A 19,869-nucleotide genomic window follows, 5' to 3' on the forward strand; every position below is an offset into this window, starting at 1 on the left:
ATGCCTACGACAGCCCAGCGCCTCTCCGTCTTCAGCGAATCCGTGATTCGCGGGACCACCCGCCTCGCGAATCAGCACGGCGCCATCAATTTGTCGCAAGGCTTCCCGGACTTCGATCCGCCGGAAGTGCTGCTCGAGGGGCTGGAGCGCGCCACGCGCGGGCCGTTTCATCAGTATGCCGTGACGTGGGGCGCGCCGCGCTTCCGCACCGCGCTGGCGAAGAAGATCTCGCACTTCAGTGGCATCGAGGTCGATCCCGACTCCGAACTCGTGGTCACCTGCGGCAGCACGGAAGCGATGATGGTGGCCATGATGACCGCCTGCAATCCAGGCGACAAGGTGATCGTCTTCTCGCCGTTTTACGAGAACTACGCGGCCGACGCGATTCTCTCGGGCGCCGAGCCGATCTATGTGCCGCTGCATCCGCCGCATTTCAACTTCGACGAAGACGTGCTGGCCGCCGCGTTCGCGCAGCGTCCCAAGGCGATCGTGGTGTGCAATCCGTCGAATCCGAGCGGCAAGGTATTCACGCGCGAGGAGCTGCTGATCATTCTCAAGTACGCGCAGCAGTATGACACCTGGGTGATCATGGATGAGCCGTATGAGCACATCATCTACGCACCGCACACGCACACGTACTTCAATACGCTGCCTGGCGCCTTCGAGCGCACGATCACCTGCAATTCGCTGTCGAAGACGTACTCGATCACCGGCTGGCGCCTGGGGTACGTGCACGCGCCGGCCAGTGTCATCGCGCAGGCGAAGAAGGTGCACGACTTCCTCACGGTCGGTGCCGCGGCGCCGCTCATGGAGGCGGCGGTGGGCGCCCTCGAACTCCCCGATTCGTACTATCACGGGCTCACCGAGCTGTATAGCGCCAAGCGCGAGATCTTCCTCGACATCCTGCGCAGCACCGGCTTGCCGTTCACCGAGCCGCAGGGCGCCTACTACGTGATGGTCGACATCACCGCGCTCGGCTTTGCCAACGACACGCTGGCCTCTGAATGGCTGATCAAGGAGATCGGGGTGGCCGGTGTACCGGGCTCGAGCTTTTTCCGGGAGCCGGTCAATCATCTCATCCGTTTCCACTTCGCCAAACGTGAAGAAACCCTCATGGCGGCCGGCGAACGGCTGGCCGGGCTTTCGGCACGGGTGAACGCGGGACGGTAAGAAGCGCGCGAGCACAGCAATTGCATAAGAGACTTCGGGACTCACTCAATCCTGGAGCCTCTTATGAATTTTGGACTCTACCTCGTCGGCTTCTTCGTCTTCATCGGCGGCGTCGCCTGGGGACTCTCCGTGATGGGCGTCGCGTCGACGTACATCATCATCGCCTGTCTCGTGTTGCTCGGCATCGGTATCATGACGGGCGTAACCCGTACGCGCATGAAGGACCCGCCAAGCTGATACGGCCACTACGTTGCTTCGGCGCTTCGGAGGGGCCGTGCAATGGGCTACCCCTGACATTTCACGCGAAGCTCGCGAAGAACGCGAAGGCACGCGAAGAACAGCGATTCAATTTTGGCTTTTCTTCGCGAACCTTCGCGCTCTTCGCGAGCTTCGCGTGAACCCTTTTTAGCGACCTGAAGGACACGCGACGCACTCGAGAAACGCGCGCGCCGCGGCGGCCGTCCGCACGGGATCTTCCTCGTGCGGCACGTGCCCGAGCTCTGGAAAGAGTTGAATGCGGCTGCCGGGAATGTCGCGCGCGAAGCGACCGGCGTGATCGGGCGGAATGAGTCCGTCGCGCCCACCCCACATGATCAACGTGGGCACGCGTAGCGTCGCAATGGTCGCCGAATCTGCGCCGTCGCGACTTTGTGCGAAGCGGCGCGGGAGTGACGCGCGATTCCCTTCGCGCAACGTGAGCTCGAAGTAGCGCGTGACGAGCGAATCGGTCACGCGTGACGGATCGCCATAGACGCTGCGCACGCTCGACTCGACCACACCGCGCGGCAGGATACGCGTGAAGAGCCATGCCAGACCTTGCGTGCGCGCCAGGCGAAAGCCGATCGGCACCTGCTGCGACACGATCGGATAGCCCACGGCGTCCACCAGGATCAGCGCGGCCACGCGATCCGGTGCGGCGGAGGCGACATGCCACGCCACTTCGCCGCCGAGTGAATTACCCGCGACGGCAAAGCGTGCCACCCCGAGCGAGTCGAGCAACCGCAGGGTGAGGCGGGTGTACGCGTCGAGCGTATAGTCCTCCTCGGGCGACGGCCCGGTGAGGCCGAAGCCGGGCAGATCGAAGCGAATTACGCGGCGCGAGCCGCGCAGCGACGCGGCCCAGCCATCCCACGTGTGCAAGCTGGCCGACGTGCCGTGCACGAGCACAATCGGTATCGAATCGGAGCGCGGTCCTTCATCACGCACGTGGACCCGCATGCCGCTCAGTGCCAGAAAGCGAGAGGGCGGCGGCGCCCAGCGAGCGGCCAGCATCGCGACCGGCTTGTCGGGCGCCCAGACGGAGGCGAGTCCAAGCAGGAGCAGGACCGCCAACACGAATGCCCCCATCAGCCAACGCGCCAACTTCATACGTCCCGCTCCAACTGAAAAAAGAAGGGTGCTGCACCGCGGATATCCATGACGCCGAGCATGGTATGCTCGTCGATCCGCCGGAAGCAGTCGATGATCGGCAGATGATCGTACACCATGGCCGCCGTGGTCGCGCCCCGGTAGGTCACGGCGCGCAACCGCGCCTTTGGTGAGCGCGTACGCAGCAGCGGCGTCGCCAACTTAAAGAGCGCGCGCGCGATGATGTTCCGGCTGAGCGCGTGGTATCGCGACAGCGACAGCGGGATCAGGCGCGGATCGATGGCGTACTTCTCGCCGGTGCGCGTCCGGAATACTAGCGGATGCACGGCCTCTTCGGTCACGAACGACTTGCCATACCACGCATACGTCTCGAGCAACCCGTCCATGTAGTGACCAGTCGGCACGCCGGTGCCACGCCACTCACCCAGCATCTCCGCCGTCGTCACCGCCGGCAACGCGTCGAAACGCGCCAGCGCCTCACTCACCGCAGTCAGCGCGGCCAAAGCAGCGCGTCTTTCAGAGAAACCCCGTCGAGGCGCTCCGACGGTTTGACGCCAAGCAGTTCCGCCAGTGTCGGCGCGAGGTCGACGGTGCGCACGAATTGCGCGTGCGTACCCGGTTTGATACCGGCACCGGCGAAGATCAGCGGGACGTGCGTATCGTATTCCCGCGGAGACCCGTGCGACGCCACGTTGCCGCCCCACGTGCTGTACGGTGTGAGCGTCACCACCAGTTCGATCGGCGCGGTCGCGGGAAACTGATGCGCCCAGCGTCGTGCGATGTCGTCGCCAAGTGTGTCGGCCACCAGCGTCGCGAAGCGGTCGACCCGTGCGACCCCCGGTACCTTGCGGGCGTCTTCGGCGAAGGCGTTCACGATCTCGTCGAGGTCGGACTGCTTCCGGAACGCCCCGCGATTGGCGAGCAGGATCTGCACGTCGAGATCGATCGCGAACGTGTCGAGCTTCTTCGCTTGCAAGCGGGCGACGGTCGCCGGCATCAAGTCATACAGTGAGACACGGAGCGGGCGCGGTTGAATCGACGCCGGCGCGATCTCGGGAATGCTGCCCACGCCGTGATCCGCGGTCACGACGATCGTGATCTTCGTGGAGTCGCGCAGCTTGTAGAGCGAGTCGAGGAACAGGCCGATGGTGCGATCCACCCGGAGCACCTGGTCATGCATCTCGCGCGAGTCGGGGCCGTAGTTGTGGCCGATCACATCGGTGGCCGACAAGGACATCGCCAGCAAGTCGGTTTGCGGTCCCTTGCCGAGCTCCATGGCGTTCACGCCGTGCAGCGCGAACTGCACGGTGAGGTCGTCCATGTAGGGCGTAATGCGGATCTCGCTGCCGGCGTCGATCAGGTCGTCGGTGAGTTTGTGCGGAAAGACGAAATTGCGCCCGCCCATCTCCACGCTGACGCTGTCCGCTTCGTGATAGGCGCTGTCGGCGAGCAACAACGACCACGTGCGGCCGGCATACGCCTTCACCGGAACGCGCTCGTTGAACTCACGCACCCACGCCGGCACATCCTTGCGGTAGTACGTGCTGGTGAGAAAGCGTCCGTCGATCGAATACCAATACACGTCGCTCTTCGACTTGCCGATCGGCAGAATCGCGCCGCGATCCTTCATCGAGACCGACAGCGTTTTCGTCTTACCGTTGGCGCTCTTCAGCCAGTCGGCGAGCGTCGTGCCGACGAAGCGCGCCGGCGAGGCGCCGGTGCCGTAGCCGCCGGCCACCAGCGGAAACGCTTTGTCCTCGACGCCGACGCGGTTGAGCATGATCCCCGTCGACCGCGGGAAGCGGCCCGAGAGCAGCGTGGCATGCCCCGGGGCGGTTTCCGTGATGGCGTGATCATGATGCGCGTTGTCGAATCGTGCGCCACTCCGCGCCAGGCGTGCCAGTCCACCGGTAAGCTGACCGGGATAGCGGTCGAGATAGTCGGCGCGGAACTGGTCGATCGTGATCAGTACGACCAGCGACGGCGTGACTACTTGCGGCACGACCGGCGTGATCGCTTGCGGGACCGTCGCCGCGGACGGCGTCGGTCCGGAGAGGCAGGCCAGCGCGAGCGCTGCGGGCACCACGAGAGACAGTCGCATCATGGGGGCGAATGTGGAGCAGCGAGTGGGACAGGGCAAGCCGCGGAGCCCTCCAGACGTCCCATGGCGCGAACGCACGGCTCGCACGATACTGGTGCGAGCCTGGAGCAGTGCCCATCCGCTGAACGGGCGGCGCGGGCCCGAGCCGGGCCACTGTCGACCGATACCCCTGACGAGCAACCGAGTGCCTCTCCCGACGATGGAACCAGCGTGACGACCACGGTGAAGCGGGCCGACGCCGGTACGCGCGTAGTCGTGCGCGCCGTCGTGTACTACATCGTCCTCATCGGCGGTGCGACGCTGCTGTGGCGCTTTCTGCCGCACGGGTCGGCCGCGATCCCGGCGTCACTCGAAGCGTTGCTGGGCACCGGCACCGAGCCGGATCCGCGCGTCGCGACGCCGCTCGACGAAGTCACGCTGGCCCTGACGGTCGCGGTGGCGATGGCGGCGGCCGTGCTGCTGTCGCTGCCGGTGGCGTGGGTGTACCTGCTCACGCGGGCCAAGCGCGGCTATCAGCAGTCGGTGGTGCAACTGCTGGTCATTCTGCCCACGGTGGTAGCGGGCATCGTGTTGCTCGTGAAGTACTCGCTGGCGCTGGCCTTCAGCCTCGCCGGCATCGTGGCGGCGGTCCGCTTTCGCAACACACTCGACGACAGCAAAGACGCCGTCTACGTGTTTCTCGCCACCGCGATCGGCCTGTCGTCGGCGGTGAACCTGCCGGTGGCGGCCGTGCTGTCGATCGGCTTCAATGCGGTCACGTTGATTCTGTGGTACACCGACTTCGGCAGCGCGCCGGTCGAGATGGATGGGCGCATCGCGGAGCAGCGGCTCCGTCGCGCCAAGAACCTGTCGCGCACCGGCACGTTCGTGGCGCGCGTGGACGACGAGGTGCTCAAGAACATGACCCGCGAGCAACTCGAGGGCATCGCCGAGCGGGCCTGGAAGCGTGCGCAGGCCAACAATCATACGGGCGAGATGCAGGCGGTCGTCGAAGAGCGCATTCTCCGGGTGCAGACCGAGAATGCCACGGCGCTGCGACGGGTGCTCGAGCCACGTTTGCAGGAGTTCACCAAGTCGTGGCGCTTCGGCAGCATGGAATCGACCGATGGCGTGTCGGTGCTCGAGTATCGGATTCAGCTGCGCAAGAAAACCGGACCCGAGGAACTGCTCGCGCTCGTGCGCGCGGCGGGGTCCACGCAGGTCGCCAGCGCGGAAGTGGTATGACCACCTTGTCAGGGAGCCAGGCACTCATGATTCGCACGACGCTTCGTTTCACGTCTCGCCTGATGCGCGTCGCCGCCACGCTGATGCTGGTGGCCGGTGCTTCCGCGGCACAGGCGCAGGACGCCGGCAAGAAGCCCAAGAAGCCCAAGGAGCCGAAGACGGCTGCTGACAGTCTCAAGGTGGCCGGACCGCCCAAGCCCAAGAAGATGCCGGCGCCGCCGATGTTCGCGAGCGAGAAGCCGCTCGAACTCACGCTGACGACGAACATCAAGCAGATCAAGAAGGACAAGTCGGCTGACGCGCCATGGCGCACGGCGACGATCGCCTACACGGGCGAGGACGGCAAGGCGGTCACGGTGCCGGTGCGCGTGAAGACACGCGGCATCTGGCGTCTCAAGCATTGCGATTATCCGCCCATTCGCATCAAAGTGGCGGACAAGGCGGGCAAGGGTACGCTGCTGGAGGATCTCGACGAGCCGAAGCTGGTCACGTACTGCCGCAATCTCGACACGTACGAGCAGTACGTGGTGCAGGAGGCGCAGCTGTATCGCATCAACCGGCTCGTCACCGACGTGAGTCACAAGGTACGGCTCGTGCGCCTGTCGTACGCCGACAGCGCCAGCGGTAAGGTGGAGGTCACGCGGTACTCGTTCCTCATCGAGGATCCGGCGCATGTAGCGCGTCGGATGAACGGGGTCATCCTCGATCGGAAGGGCGCCACCGCCGACGATCTCGACCCCGACATCTCCGCGCTCGCGTTCACCTTTCAGTACTTCATCGGCAATACCGATTTCTCCTTTGGTGGACTCCACAACGGCGAAGTGATCGCGCTGGCCGATGGCCGCAACCTCCCGGTGTCGTATGACTTCGACTTCGCCGGCGCGATCGATGCGACCTACGCCGGGGTCGATCCGCAAATGAAAGTGACGCGCGTGCGTGACCGGCAGTTCCGCGGCTACTGCGCGCATCAGGCGGCGTATCCGAAAGCGTTCGAGCAGTTCGTCGCCAAGAAGGACGCGATCTATGCGCTGTATCGTGATGAGATCGGCCTGCTGATTTCGCCCAATAAGGTAAAGAGCGCGCTGGGCTACTACGACGATTTCTACGAGAGCATCAAGACGCCGAAAGACGCGCAGCGCGACCTGTTCGCCACCTGCGTCAAGTAGCGTCGGAATCGGTCGCAGTCGCGAGCACGAGCACGAATTCCGCCCCTCCGCCCTCGCGTGCGCGATATCGCACGTCGCCGCGCTGGGCCCGGGCGAATGTGCGCGCGATCGACAGCCCCACTCCCATACGCTCCTGCTGCGGATCGAGCGGCGATGCCCGTCGGTTGAGCGGAGCGAAGATCCGCTCCACGTCGGCGTCGTTCAGGCCGGGGCCGCGGTCAGCCACGACGATCTCCGTGAGATGCGTACCCGGCCGCACGGTCACCTCGATTGGCGTTCCCGGCGGGGAATAGCGCGCGGCATTCTGCAGCAGATTGCCGAGCACTTGCAGCGCCAGCGTGAAATCGCAGCGCACGGCGAACGGCCCGTCGGCAGACAGGGTCACGCGCACGTCGCGCGACACCAGCAAGGCTTCCGAGGATCGCAGTGCGGTCTGCACCAGCGCATCGGCCTCATGGCGCGCCATCTCGAGCGGGGATCCAGCGCCGGAATTGGCGAACCGCTGCAGTGTCTGAATGAACTCGCCCAGACGCTCGGCCTGATCGCGGACCCGCGGCATCGCCGCCTCTGGCGTGAACGCGGACTCGGGGTCCGACAGCAGCGCGAGCGTGGCCACCGGTGAGCGTAGGTCGTGCGAGAGTGACAACAGCAGCGCGTTCTTGAGACGATCGGCGTCACGCAGTACCCGCGCCGCCGACACTTCCCGCTCCAGCTGTACGCGGGCATCGCTCAGGCGCGCCACCTCCTCCGATCGCTCGTTCGCCACTCGCACCGCGCGCTGGAGGCCGGCGAAGAGCTGCGAAATCATGACGCCCGTGATCAGAAACCCGATCAGGATCAACACGTCGAGGTGACGCTCGGTCCCGAATCCGAAGCGCGGCGGCACAAACAGCACGTCGACGGCGATGTAGCCTAGCGCGACCATAGCGAGAGAGAGCCAGCGACCGCCCTGCCGGCTCGCCCCGATAATGAGGAGCAGATACACCAGCACGCCGTGCGACGTGCGGAGCTCCGGCAGCTCGTCGAGACGGATGAAGAACAGGGTGACGACGGCGTAGAGGCCTAGCCAGGTCACCCACGCACGTACCGTCGACGGCATGACGGTTCGCCTAGCCGGGGCCGACGAACCGATAGCCTACGCCCGGCTCGGTAATGATCAGGCGCGGCACCGACGGATCGGGTTCGACCTTTCGTCGCAAGTGCGTCATGTGCACGCGCACGTGGGTGGCGAAGTCGCCGAACTCGCGATCCCATACCAGATCCCACAGCTCACGCGGCGAGAGGGCGCGCCCGGGATGCAGGACCAGCGCGCGCAGCAGCGCCCATTCGGTTGGCGTGAGTCGCTGCGGCACCCCGTGCCGGACCACGCGCTGAGCGACCAAGTCGATCTCCACGCCGTCCGTGGTAATGCGCGCCCACGAGCGAACCGCCAATGACGTCGCGGAACGCCGAATCTGTCCGCGCACACGGGCCAGGAGCTCGCTGGCACCGCAAGGCTTGATGATGAAATCGTCGGCGCCGGCGTCGAGGAGCGCCACCTTTTCCTCCTCCTCCGCCCGACCGGACAGCACGATGATCGGGACGTCGGTGATGCCGCGCAGCCGGAGGAGCAAGTCGGCACCGTCTCCATCCGGCAGCCCGAGATCCAACAACACCAGATCCGGCGCCTTGAGAGTGCACTCGCGCACGGCGTCGGAGAGCGTCGACGCCGTGCGCACCGAACGGCAGATCGTGCCGAGGGTATGGACAAGCACGTCCCGGAGATCCACGTCATCTTCGACGACGAGGATCGACTCCGGGTCCGGCCCTTCCGTGAAAAGTACGGGCGACATGTCCGAATGCTAACGCGAGATTTCGGACACCGTCAGCACCCGGCCTTCAATCAGGCTTCGAGCGTGCTGATATCGATGACGAAGCGATACTTCACATCCGACTTGAGCATGCGCTCGTAGGCCTCATTGATGGCCGACGCGGCGACGACTTCGATGTCGGCCACGATGTTGTGCGCGGCGCAGAAATCGAGCATCTCCTGCGTTTCCGGAATGCCCCCGATGAGCGAACCGGCCAGCTTCTTCCGCTTCATGATGAACGAGAACGCGCCAGGGTAGTGGTGCGGCTGGGGCGAGCCACCCAGCAGGCAGAGCGCGCCGTCGCGACGGAGCAGGGCGAACTCGGGCTCGAGGTCATGCGAGGTGCCGACGGTATCGATGATCAGGTCGAGCGAATTGGCAATTGCCTTCATCGCCGCCGGATCATTCGAGATCACCACTTCGTGAGCGCCGAGGCGCTTGGCGTCGTCGATCTTGGAGGGGGAGGTCGTGAGCACGACGACGTGCGCACCCATCGCCGCGGCCAGCTTCACGGCCATGTGGCCAAGGCCACCGATGCCGACGACGCCGACCCGGCTGCCCGGGCCGACCTTCCAGTGGCGGAGCGGCGAGAAGGTGGTAATGCCGGCGCAGAGCAACGGCGCGGCACCGGCCGGGTCCATGCCCTCGGGAATGCGCAGCACGTAGCGGTCGTCGACCACGATCGCGTTCGAGTATCCACCCTGGGTGGGCAGGCCCGTCTGCTTCTCAACGCCACCGTACGTGCCCGTCATGCCGACTTCGCAATACTGCTCCAGCCCTTCCTCGCAGGACGGGCAGGTGCGGCAGCTGTCCACCATGCAGCCCACGCCCACCATATCGCCCGCCTTCCAACGCGTGACTTCAGCGCCGGTCGAAACGACCCGCCCCACGATTTCGTGCCCCGGCACCTGCGGGTACGCGATCGGGCCCCATTCGCCACGGACCGTATGGAGATCAGAGTGACAGATCCCGCAGAACAGGATCTGGATCTGCACATCACGCGGGCCGGGCGTGCGGCGTTCGAAGCTCCACGGACCGAGTGGAGCGACCGCGCTGAACGCGGCAAAACCGAGAGTTTGAGTCATTCGCTAAACGTGTAGGGGGAGTCGTACGTTTTCAAAGGTGAACTTGCAGCATTCCCTCCACCGTTCCCTTCATGTCCCGAATTCGTTCCCTTTCCTGGTTGGCTGGAAGCGTGCTCATGGGTGCCCAGACGCTGGGAGCTCAGGCGCTCGATTCCGCCGCCGTTGCCGGTATGCGCTGGCGTACGGTTGGCCCCGCCAACTTCATGGGCCGCATGTCCGACGTGGTCGGTATTCCCGGCCCCTCCAAAACTCTTTTCGCCGCGGCGGCCGGTGGTGGTATCTGGAAGACCACCAACAACGGCACCACGTGGCGCCCGGTATTCGACGACAAGCGCGTGATTTCGATGGGCATGCTCGCCATCGCGCCGTCGGATACCCAGCAGGTCTGGGCCGGCACGGGTGAGCCGAACTCTCGTAACTCGATCGAGCCGGGCGGCGGCATCTTCAAGTCCACCGACGGCGGCGTGACCTGGTCGGCCAAGGGACTCGAGAAGACCGAGCACATCGGCCGCATCGCCGTGCACCCGAGCAACCCGAACGTCGTGTTCGTGGCCGCCCTCGGCGCCGCGTGGCGTTCCAACCCGGAGCGTGGTCTGTACAAGACCACCGACGGCGGCACGTCGTGGCAGCTCGTGAAGTTCGTGAGCGACAAGGCCGGCATGATCGATGTCGCGATCAACCCGAAGGATCCGAACGTCGTGTTCGCCACCAGCTGGGAGCGGCGTCGCACGCCATACTCGCTGTTCAGCGGCGGTCCCGGTTCGGCGCTCTGGAAGAGCACCGATGGCGGCACCACCTGGGCCGAAGTGAAGGGCGGCGGATTCCCCGCCGGTCAGAAGGGGCGCATGACCATCGACATCAACGCAGCAAACCCGAGCGTGATGTACATGATGATCGAAGCGGCCGCCAACGCGACCGGCCCGATCGTCGGTGAGCGCAGCCCGAAGAACAACGGGCTCTGGAAGAGCACCGATGGCGGCGCCACGTGGACGCAGATGAACAACTACAACGTGCGTCCGTTCTACTACTCGCAGGTGCGCAGCGATCCGAAGAATCCGGACCGCGTGTACTTCTCGAGCACCGACCTGCAGCTGTCGGAAGACGGCGGCAAGACGAACCGCACCACGGCCAATGGCGTGCATATCGATACGCACGGCATCTGGATCGACCCGACCGATCCGGAGCGCTGGGCCGTAGCGAACGACGGCGGCATCGCCATCACGTTCGATAAGGGCGGCAACTTCGTGCAGGGACAGAACATTCCCGTCGCGCAGTTCTACGAAGTGGCCTACGACATGGCCGTGCCGTACAACATCTGCGGCGGCGCGCAGGACAACGGCACCTGGTGTGGCCCGAGCAAGCGTCGCACGCCTACCACGAGCCTCGGTTACTGGTTCACGATCGCCGGCGGCGACGGCTTCTACGCCGCGATGGACCCGACCGATCCGAACGTCGTGTACGGCGAGTCGCAGGGCGGCAATGTGTCGCGCGTGAACCTGAAGAGCGGTGAGCGCGTGGCCTTCGCCAAGCCCACCTGGCAGGCGCGCTACAAGCAGTGGGAAGATTCGATCGCGACCATTCGTGGTAACCCGCTGGCGGCGGCCACCAAGGCGCAGAACACGGCGATCGCGGCACTTCGCGGGCAGCAGGTGAAGGATTCCAGCGAGCTCACGATCCGCTACAACTGGAACGCGCCGTTCTTCATCTCGCCGCACAATCCGTCGGTGATCTACTTCGCCGGCAACAAGGTGCTGAAGTCGACGAAGCGTGGTGAAGATCTGCGCATCATCTCGCCCGACCTCTCGAAGAACCTCACCGCCAAGCTCGACACCGCGTTGCGTCTCACGGGCGGTATCACGCTCGACGCGACCGGCGCCGAGACCTACGGCACGATCGTGGCGCTCGAAGAGAGCCCGGCCAAGCCCGGCCTGCTCTACGCCGGCACCGACGACGGCAACGTGTGGAAGTCGTCGAACGACGGCGCCACGTGGGAGAATCTGTCGTCGCGCATTCAGGGACTGCCGAACGGCGGCGAAGTGTACGTCACACGGATCGAAGCGTCGAAGTTCGACACCAACGTCGTGTACGTGGCGTTCGACAATCACCGCTGGGGGGATTTCCGCCCGCATCTGTTCATGTCGAAGGACGGTGGCAAGTCGTTCTCGTCGATCGTGAACAACCTGCCCACCGGCGGCCCGGGTGACTTCCTGCACGTCGTGCGTGAAGATCCCATCAATCGCGACCTGTTGTACGTGGGCACGTCCATCGGCGTGTACGCGTCGATCGATCGCGGCGCCACCTGGTCGCGCTTCATGGCGAATCTGCCCAGCGTGCCGGTGTACGACCTGCAGATTCATCCGCGTGACCGCGAGCTGATCGCCGCCACGCATGGTCGCGGCTTCTGGATCGTGGACGTGGCCCCGCTGCAGGAGATGACGGCGGCCGTCGCGGCCAAGCCGGTGCATCTGTTCACGCCGAAGACCGGCTTCCAGTGGGGCGAGGAACCGCTGCGCGGCGCGAGCGGCAACGGCAACGCGCAGAATTTCTTCGTGACGCAGAACCCGGCCTACGGCGCCTCGATCTCGTATCGCATCACGACGCCGGGCTCCACGTCGGCGCGCATCAGCATCGTGGACGCCGGCGGTGACACGCTCACCACGCTCACCGGCCCGGGCGCACCCGGTTTGCACACGGTCACGTGGGCGTATGCCATCACGCCGCGCCCGGCCGGTCGCGCACCGCTGTCGGCCAGCGAGAAGCGTGATAGCATCCTGCGCGCGGTGCGTGCCCCGCAGGTGCTCGATTCGCTCACCAAGGCCAAGTACGACAGCGCGGCGATCGCGCAGGCGCGTGCCCTGATCAATCCGCCGGGACTCGGCAACGTGCCGTTCGGCGGCCGCGGTGGTGGTGGTGGTGGTGGACGTGGCGGTGCCGGTAGCTGCGAGCGTCCGCTCACGCAGTGGGAACCGTTCTGCGCCCGTCCGGCGGAAGCGGCGCCGCCGCGTGCCGGCGCCGCGCAGGCACCGGTCGTGAATCAGCCGGCTGCACCGAGCGAAGCCGTGAACAAGATCTTCTCGCTGATCGGTCTGCCCGCGCCGGCCCAGGGTGGTCGTGGCGGTGGTGGATTCGGCGGTTTCGGTGGTGGCGGCACCGCTGACACCGGTGACTACGGCATCGTGCTGCAGGTCGGCACGACGATCGTGAAGGGCAAGCTCCACGTCGAGAACAAGGGGGCGATGGGCGGTGGTTCGCCGTTCGGCCCGCAGGATGACGAAGACCGTAAGTAACGGCGAAGTAGGGAGTACGAAGTACGAAGTAGGGAGTACGGAGTACGGGGTGGGGCGTGTCCTTCGGGACGCGTCCCACCCGTTCGCGCAGGGTTGGAACCCTCTGGCGTGTTCACGGTGTCTAACTGCTGCTGCCCCCTCCTCGCCGTCCCGACCGTCATGCCTTCGCGTCTTCGCACACTCTGCTCAGTCATGATGACCGCCTTGGCGGTCGCGCTGCTGCACGCCTGTGTGCGACCGACACCGACATCGAATGCGCCGGCGCGTGATCTGCTGTACGTCAACTTCGTCGGCACCTGGAAGGGCACACTCGAGGTCGCGGACGGCCTCGGCACGGGCACGCGGGTGACGAGACCGGCTGCGCTGCAGGTGTTGCCGGCGCCCGATCAGGATGGACTCGAGTTGCGCTACAGCTCCGACGGCGCCGTGACCTCGATGCCGCACGTCGACCATCTCCATTTCGATCGTGCCATGACCGACGCGGTCTGGGGCGATGCGGGGGCGCCAGCGCCACAGGCCTTCGCCGTGCGCAGCCGTGAAGGAGGGCGCAACGGTGAAGTGCTCCGGCTCGTACTCGAAGGCGAAGATCACAACGGCGACGAGCCCACGATGATTCGCGAGACGCTCGAGCTCTCGCCAGCCGAGATCCGGCTCGTACAGGAAGCCCGGCCGATCGGGGGCGATTTCGCCTTCCGCCGCGCCTATGTGCTGCAGCGCGCCCAATAGCGAGATTGCAGGGTCGATTCCACCCTGAGGATTTTGTGCGCGAGTATCGTTTTCAAGCCACTCCCGAGACCGTCGAGGCGCTCCGCCAGTTACGTGGCGCATGGCGCGGCATGATGGTGGCCGAGCATTCCGTCACCGTGGTGCTGCAGGATCAGCGGGCGGTGCGCATTCAATGCGACACGGCCGAAATCGAATCGTTGTTCGACGCCTACCGGCTGCAGGCCGACATCGAAGATGCCGAAGGGATGTACGGCGTGCCGGTCGAAGCGTTCGCCAACGGCAACAACGACATCGTGCTGTTTTCCGGTGTCACGTGGAGCGAGCCGCAGGGCACGGTGCGCGCCGAGGGCATGACGGAAGGCTCCGTGATGCACTTCTCCGGGCATCCGGGGCAGCTCACGGAGACCGCCGAAGTGGCGTGCGTGACCACTGATGCCTTCGTGATTGCGGCTAGTGATGGCAGCGGGGTGCTCATTCGCACCGGCCTGCGTCCGGGCTCCGTGGAAGTGGAACGGAACCCGGAGAAGGTGCGCGCGTTTCTCGTCGATCGCGGTTACAGCGCCGCGTAGCAGCGACGCGCGTCGCGTCTACTTCGGGGCGCGCGTGAACAGGATGTAGTCGCCCTTGTCGGCGTGCTCCTTGCCGTTCGCCTTCGACAGATCGGCAATCGGCACGGCGCTCAGCACGATCGTCTTGGCTTCCGGCGCACGACGACGCGCCCGTTCGGCGGTGCCAAGACCGGCATCGCTGTGAAACGCGCCGTCCACCTGAAAGACGATCGCGCCCTTGGGTGCCGCACGCCACGCGTTCACGATGGCCTCGCCCATCGCCTCATCCTTCACGCACTGCGCTTCGTAGAACGTGTCGGTCAGTTTTGCCATCGCCGCCGCATCGCCGGCCGTCGGCGGTCCGCCGCCGGCGCTGTGCCCGGTCATGGTCTGCGCGAACTTCGTGTAGTAGGCGTCCTTCGGGCAGATGTTCTCTTTCGCGATGAAGCGACGATCCGCGGCGTTCAACGTGTCGAGCAACGCCAGTCCGCGACGACCAACGGCACTGGCCAGGCGACGAGGCACATTGGCCGCGACCACCGGCCAGCCACGCACGCGCGCTAATTCCACCAGCGCGCGGTAGTCGGTGGTGTAGCGATCCCACGGGCGCGAACCCGCCAGGAAATTCGCTTCCGAAATCGTCCCCGCGAGATACTGATCGACGAGCGGCTGCACATCGCGTTCGAACATCTCAAGCGTGACCACGACATTCGGCCGACGCTCACCAAGCGCTGCCAGCACCGCCAGTTCACTGGCGTGCGTGGCCGGATCGTCGTGCTGCTCGCCGAAGAAGACGAAGTCGGCCCTGGCCGCGGCGTCGGCCAACTGCGTAAAGGGAATGAAGCGGTTGGCCTTGCTGTCGTACACGCGCAGTGCCGCCGCGGCGGCCCCGATGGGCACGGCGCCACGGGCGCCTCCGGAGGCGCAGGCGGTGGAGAGCAACGAGGCGCCACCGAGCAGCGCCAGGAGGAATCGGCGGGAAGAAGTCATGACCGGAATTTACACATCCGGCGCCTGCTGGACGACGGAAAGCCACCGCGGGTACATTCTCGTCATGACCGTGATGCCAATGGACGCGCTGCTCGCGTCATTTTTCATGCAGTCGGCGCTGGCAGCGGTCTTTCTGGTCGCGCTCTGGGGCATCGCGTTCGTGTATCGGCGCCCCCTCCATCGAGCGCTCGCTACGGGTTGGTCAATTTACCTGCTGCACACGCTGGCCTCGTTCGCCTCGGCGTGGTACGGGCGCGAAGCGCCGCTGTCGTCACTGCGCTGGCATACGGCCACCTTGCAGCTACTCGCCGTAGCGGGCTCTGCGGCGTTCTGGTACGCGTCCCTGCGCATTCTTGCGGGGCGTCAGGAGGGCAGCCGTCCGCCGGCGCGAGGCGTCGTCTGGGCCACGATCGTGGTCGTGGCGATGCTGACGCTGAGCGTCGCGTCCGGACGCGTCATGCACCAGCCGGGTTCAGGTCCCTTGGGCATCCTCTATCCGATGCTGTATCTCGCCCTCGCGGCCTTTTCGTGGTGGGAGTCGCGTCACACGACGGCGCACACACGCGAGTTGTTCTGGATGGGCACGGCGTTCGCGATGTTCAGCGCGCGCATGCTGCTCGTGACGCAGGTCATTCTGCCGGAAGACCAATTCGCGGAGTCCACGCTCACCCAGTTACTGGCGGTAGCGACCGTGCAGTTGCTGCAGATGGTGGCCGTCGGTGTGATTTCCATCGGTGTGGCGGTCACCTACGAGCGCAGCGCGGTGCTCCTCATGACGGAGCGCTTGCACCTCGCGGAGTTGACGGCGAAAAAAAGCCGACGTCTCGAGTCACTGGGACGGATGGCCGCCAGCGTGGCCCATGACTTCAACAACGTGCTGATGATTATCGGCAGTTGCGCCGAGCTCGCCGACGAGGCGGCCGCGCGTCCGGATGACGTACGGCGGGAATTGCGCGACATCCGGCTGGCGGCGACGCAAGGCGGAGGATTGGTGACGAAGTTGTTGGAATTCTCGCAGCCTTCGACGTACGACGCCGCGCCCGCCCAACACGCGCGGGTCGATGCCGTGGTGCAGGAGAACGCCCCGCTGCTGGAAAAATGCATCGGGCCCGAACGGAGGCTCGAACTTGACACGGCGGCGGGTGATCTGCCGTGCGTGCTCGATCGCACGCAGTTGGAGCAGCTGCTCCTCAACATGGTGGTGAACGCCCGCGACGCCACACCTGTCGGCGGTGTGATCCGGCTGCGCACCGGCGAGGAGCGACTGCTGGTGCCGCGACGCATGCACGACGGGACGCTGGGCGCGGGCCGCTACATTCGCGTGTCAGTGGAGGACAACGGCGTCGGCATCGCCCCCGACGTGCTGCCTCACATTCTTGAGCCGTTCTTCACCACGAAGCGCGAGCGTGGCGGCACGGGTATCGGTTTGGCGACGGTGCACCAGATCGTCGTGGGCGTTGGCGGCGAGCTGGCGATTGAATCGGTGCTCGGCGTCGGCACCTGCATCGATCTGTACTTGCCGGTTCCGGCCTGAGTTTTCGAGCAGCCCTTGCACCTCACGTAACGTGAGGACGTAGGCTGTCTTCGTGTTCGCCACCACCGGGCCGGCGGGCACCCAGCGGAACTCTCCGTACCCCGTTCGTTCGTCTACCGATGCTGCGATGACAATCCCCCTGAAGGTCGGAACGCTTGCCCGTCACACCGGGCTCTCGGTCCGCACGCTGCATCACTACGACGAGATCGGACTGCTGCATCCGTCCGCGCGCACGCCGACTGGCCATCGGTTGTACGACGCGAACGATGTGCAGCGGTTGCAGCAGATCCAGTCGCTGCGGGCCACGGGTTTTCCACTGGACGAGATTCGGCGGCTGCTCGACAGCGCGCAGATCTCGGCCCAACGCGTCATCGAGCTGCATCTGGAGCGGTTGCAGATGCAGATCGTGGAACAGCAGCGGCTGGCCGTGCGGCTGCAGAACCTGTCGCGACTCATACACAGCGAGACGACAGCGCCCCTTTCGGAGCTCTGTCGCATTATCGAGGCGACGATCATGATGGAAAAATTCTTTACGTCCGAGCAGCTCCAGGTCATGCAGCAACAGGGCGAGGCTCTGGGGCCAGACCGGATCCGCGAGGTCGAGCAGGCGTGGGCCGAAGTGATCCCCGCCGTGCGCGAGCATATGGCGAAGGGCACGAGCCCGAACGACCCCGCGCTGCAGGCGCTCGGCGTGCGCTGGCGCGAGTTGGTGAACGCCTTCACCGGCGGTAACCGCGAGATCGCGGCCAACGCCCGCGCCATGTATCAGGAAGAGCATGCCACGATCAACGCGGCGAACCCGAACACGCCCAACCCCGAGATGTTTGCCTTTATGGGGAAGGTCTTCGCCACGATCGGCGGCGGACCGGGCTGAGTAGATTCGCGCAGGCCCCGGGGAGACTAACTTCTCGGGGCATGCATCCTGAAACCGCCCTCCTCTTCACGATCGCCGGAGCCTTCGGTGCGGCTTTTCTTTTCGGATTCGCCGCGTCGAAGCTGAAGATGCCGCCGCTCGTCGGCTATCTCCTGGCCGGCATCGCGCTCGGCCCCCATTCACCGGGGTTCGTGGGCAACGTGGAGCTGGCCAGCCAGCTGGCCGAGATCGGCGTGATCCTGCTGATGTTCGGCGTGGGACTGCACTTCTCGCCCGGCGACTTGCTCAAGGTACGTCGCATCGCGCTGCCGGGCGCGACGCTGCAGATGTTCACGGCGATCGGGCTGGGGTATTGGCTGGCCAGCTCGTGGGGATGGACGCCGGCGGCGTCGCTGGTGTTCGGGCTGTCGCTGTCGGTGGCCAGTACGGTCGTGGTGCTGCGTGTCCTCGAAGATCGCGGACTGATGGACTCGATCGACGGGCGCGTGGCCGTGGGTTGGCTGGTCGTCGAGGACTTGTTGGTGGTGCTCGCCCTCGTGTTGTTGCCGGCGATTCTGAGCGCATTGGGCGCTGGAGCCGCCGGCGCATCGCCGATGGGGCGTACCGAGCTGATTACGTCGGTCGCGCTCACGCTGGTGAAGATGGTCGCGTTCATCGTGCTGATGGGCGTGGTGGGTCGTCGCGCGGTGCCGTGGCTGCTCACGCACGTGGCGCGCAGCGGCTCGCGCGAGCTGTTCACGTTGGCCGTGTTGGCCGTGTCGCTCGGGGTGGCTGTCGGTGCCGCCACCTTGTTCGGCGTGTCATTCGCGCTCGGCGCGTTCGTGGCCGGTGTCGTGATCAGCGAATCGGACCTCAGTCATCGTGCCGGTGCCGACGCGCTGCCGATGCAAGACGCGTTCGCCGTGCTCTTCTTCGTGTCGGTCGGCATGTTGCTCGATCCGGGGGTGTTGCTCACGCAACCCATGAAGGTGCTGGCCACCGTCGCGATCGTGTTGCTCGGCAACACCGTGGTGGCCACGGTGCTGATGGTGCTGCTGCGCCATCCGCTCGGTGCCTCGCTCCGCATCGGCGCCAGCTTCGGACAGATCGGCGAGTTTTCGTTCATTCTCGCAGGGCTCGGCGTGTCGCTGGGCGTGCTGTCGGAAGAGGGACGCAGTCTGATCCTGGCGGCGGCGCTCTGCACGATCGTCCTCAATCCCATGCTCTTCGCGACGCTGGACCGCCTGTCCACGTGGATCGCGCGACATCCGCGACTGCTCGACCGCATGGAGCGGCAGAAGGCGCCGCGCATGGCGCATACGGATCTGTTCGAGACGATCACCGTGGGGCACGCGATTCTGATCGGGTATGGTCGCGTGGGACGCACGATCGGTGACGCGCTGCAGCGCCAAGGCGTGCCGTTCGTGGCGATCGAGCAGGATCGTCGCGTCGTAGACGCCATGCGTACCATCGGCGTCTCCTCGATCTACGGCGATGCGACGCGTCCGGGCATCCTGGAGCACGCGTATCCGGGCACGGCCCGGCTGCTGGTGATCGCGGCCCCCGATCCGTATCACGCGCGACACATCATCGACATGGTGCGCGCGAAGAATCCGACGATCGATATCGTCGTGCGCACGCACAGCGATCAGGAACAGGCGATGTTCGAACAGCTGGGCGTCAGCAAGGCGCTCATGGGTGAACGCGAACTGGCCTTCGGCATGGCGTACCACAGCCTGCGCTCGCTCGGCGTCGACGATGACCAGGCGGACGGGATCGTCGAGGAATTGCGCGGCGGAGGGCGGATGCAGACGCGAGAATTCAGCGCGCTGATGCCGACGGATCTGCGGATGTAAAAACTGAAAACTGATCAGTAGTCAGAGTTCTGACGGTCAGGCTCAGGGATCAGACTGGGTATAGTGGTCAGAGTTGAGCAACGACAGTCCGCAGACGCTCAGCATTTGATG

The 19,869-nt window shown here is 65.5% G+C and carries 17 protein-coding genes; 10 read left to right on the top strand and 7 right to left on the bottom strand.

Features of this window, described 5'->3' with window-relative positions; all coding sequences use genetic code 11:
* Together HKW67_RS18995 and HKW67_RS19000 are read left to right on the top strand one after the other, a co-directional pair.
* On the top strand, positions 1 to 1,170 hold the full coding sequence (locus tag HKW67_RS18995) for a pyridoxal phosphate-dependent aminotransferase (protein WP_171226882.1): 1,170 nt from the start codon (positions 1 to 3) through the stop codon (positions 1,168 to 1,170).
* Between the two features lie 63 nt (positions 1,171 to 1,233).
* Complete coding sequence (locus tag HKW67_RS19000; protein WP_171226883.1) at positions 1,234 to 1,407, top strand: hypothetical protein; 174 nt, start codon at positions 1,234 to 1,236, stop codon at positions 1,405 to 1,407.
* A gap of 168 nt (positions 1,408 to 1,575) precedes the next feature.
* Here HKW67_RS19000 and HKW67_RS19005 read toward each other — a convergent pair whose 3' ends face one another.
* From HKW67_RS19005 to HKW67_RS19015, 3 genes are read right to left on the bottom strand one after another with little or no spacing between them, the layout of a single operon-like run.
* Positions 1,576 to 2,538: an alpha/beta fold hydrolase gene (locus HKW67_RS19005; protein WP_171226884.1), complete on the bottom strand. Its 963-nt coding sequence runs from the start codon at positions 2,536 to 2,538 to the stop codon at positions 1,576 to 1,578.
* The gene (locus HKW67_RS19010) at positions 2,535 to 3,041 is read right to left on the bottom strand and encodes a DUF4334 domain-containing protein (protein WP_206044498.1); all 507 of its coding nucleotides are present in this window, start codon (positions 3,039 to 3,041) and stop codon (positions 2,535 to 2,537) included. Before HKW67_RS19010 ends, HKW67_RS19005 begins: the two co-directional genes overlap by 4 nt.
* On the bottom strand, positions 3,029 to 4,642 hold the full coding sequence (locus HKW67_RS19015) for an alkaline phosphatase family protein (protein ID WP_171226885.1): 1,614 nt from the start codon (positions 4,640 to 4,642) through the stop codon (positions 3,029 to 3,031). Before HKW67_RS19015 ends, HKW67_RS19010 begins: the two co-directional genes overlap by 13 nt.
* Before the next feature lie 207 nt (positions 4,643 to 4,849).
* Between HKW67_RS19015 and HKW67_RS19020 the strand changes: the two genes are divergently transcribed.
* Positions 4,850 to 5,863, top strand: coding sequence for a DUF4956 domain-containing protein (locus HKW67_RS19020; protein ID WP_171226886.1), 1,014 nt, complete (start codon positions 4,850 to 4,852; stop codon positions 5,861 to 5,863).
* A gap of 26 nt (positions 5,864 to 5,889) precedes the next feature.
* Positions 5,890 to 7,029, top strand: a complete 1,140-nt coding sequence (locus HKW67_RS19025; RefSeq protein WP_171226887.1) for a hypothetical protein — start codon at positions 5,890 to 5,892, stop codon at positions 7,027 to 7,029.
* Here the strand turns inward: HKW67_RS19025 and HKW67_RS19030 are convergent.
* Genes HKW67_RS19030 through HKW67_RS19040 form a run of 3 tightly spaced genes read right to left on the bottom strand, consistent with a single transcriptional unit; the run spans position 7,022 to position 9,964 of the window.
* Complete coding sequence (locus HKW67_RS19030) at positions 7,022 to 8,128, bottom strand: sensor histidine kinase (protein ID WP_171226888.1); 1,107 nt, start codon at positions 8,126 to 8,128, stop codon at positions 7,022 to 7,024. The genes HKW67_RS19025 and HKW67_RS19030 overlap by 8 nt on opposite strands.
* A gap of 10 nt (positions 8,129 to 8,138) precedes the next feature.
* Complete coding sequence (locus HKW67_RS19035) at positions 8,139 to 8,861, bottom strand: response regulator (RefSeq protein WP_171226889.1); 723 nt, start codon at positions 8,859 to 8,861, stop codon at positions 8,139 to 8,141.
* A 50-nt stretch (positions 8,862 to 8,911) separates the two neighbouring features.
* Positions 8,912 to 9,964 carry an NAD(P)-dependent alcohol dehydrogenase gene (locus tag HKW67_RS19040; protein WP_171226890.1) on the bottom strand — a complete coding sequence of 351 codons (1,053 nt, stop codon included), beginning with the start codon at positions 9,962 to 9,964 and terminating at the stop codon, positions 8,912 to 8,914.
* A gap of 71 nt (positions 9,965 to 10,035) precedes the next feature.
* Here HKW67_RS19040 and HKW67_RS19045 point away from each other — a divergent pair, with 71 nt between their 5' ends.
* The 3 genes from HKW67_RS19045 (at position 10,036) to HKW67_RS19055 (ending at position 14,546) form a co-directional block, all read left to right on the top strand.
* A complete protein-coding gene (locus tag HKW67_RS19045; RefSeq protein WP_171226891.1) occupies positions 10,036 to 13,251 on the top strand; it encodes a WD40/YVTN/BNR-like repeat-containing protein in 3,216 nt (1,071 codons plus the stop codon).
* Positions 13,252 to 13,410: 159 nt separating this feature from the next.
* Positions 13,411 to 13,977 (top strand): hypothetical protein, encoded by a 567-nt coding sequence (locus tag HKW67_RS19050; RefSeq protein WP_171226892.1) that lies wholly within the window; start codon positions 13,411 to 13,413, stop codon positions 13,975 to 13,977.
* 35 nt (positions 13,978 to 14,012) lie between these two features.
* A complete protein-coding gene (locus tag HKW67_RS19055) occupies positions 14,013 to 14,546 on the top strand; it encodes a hypothetical protein (protein ID WP_171226893.1) in 534 nt (177 codons plus the stop codon).
* Between the two features lie 18 nt (positions 14,547 to 14,564).
* Here the strand turns inward: HKW67_RS19055 and HKW67_RS19060 are convergent, their stop codons facing one another.
* Positions 14,565 to 15,515 carry a ChaN family lipoprotein gene (locus tag HKW67_RS19060; protein WP_171226894.1) on the bottom strand — a complete coding sequence of 317 codons (951 nt, stop codon included), beginning with the start codon at positions 15,513 to 15,515 and terminating at the stop codon, positions 14,565 to 14,567.
* A 64-nt stretch (positions 15,516 to 15,579) separates the two neighbouring features.
* Between HKW67_RS19060 and HKW67_RS19065 the strand changes: the two genes are divergently transcribed.
* The 3 genes from HKW67_RS19065 (at position 15,580) to HKW67_RS19075 (ending at position 19,758) form a co-directional block, all read left to right on the top strand.
* Complete coding sequence (locus tag HKW67_RS19065) at positions 15,580 to 17,049, top strand: sensor histidine kinase (protein ID WP_171226895.1); 1,470 nt, start codon at positions 15,580 to 15,582, stop codon at positions 17,047 to 17,049.
* Between the two features lie 127 nt (positions 17,050 to 17,176).
* Positions 17,177 to 17,923, top strand: coding sequence for a MerR family transcriptional regulator (locus HKW67_RS19070; protein ID WP_171226896.1), 747 nt, complete (start codon positions 17,177 to 17,179; stop codon positions 17,921 to 17,923).
* A 41-nt stretch (positions 17,924 to 17,964) separates the two neighbouring features.
* The gene (locus tag HKW67_RS19075) at positions 17,965 to 19,758 is read left to right on the top strand and encodes a cation:proton antiporter domain-containing protein (RefSeq protein WP_171226897.1); all 1,794 of its coding nucleotides are present in this window, start codon (positions 17,965 to 17,967) and stop codon (positions 19,756 to 19,758) included.
* Positions 19,759 to 19,869 lie beyond the last annotated feature (111 nt).

The organism is Gemmatimonas groenlandica, assembly GCF_013004105.1.
GTDB classification, from domain to species: Bacteria; Gemmatimonadota; Gemmatimonadetes; order Gemmatimonadales; family Gemmatimonadaceae; genus Gemmatimonas; species Gemmatimonas groenlandica.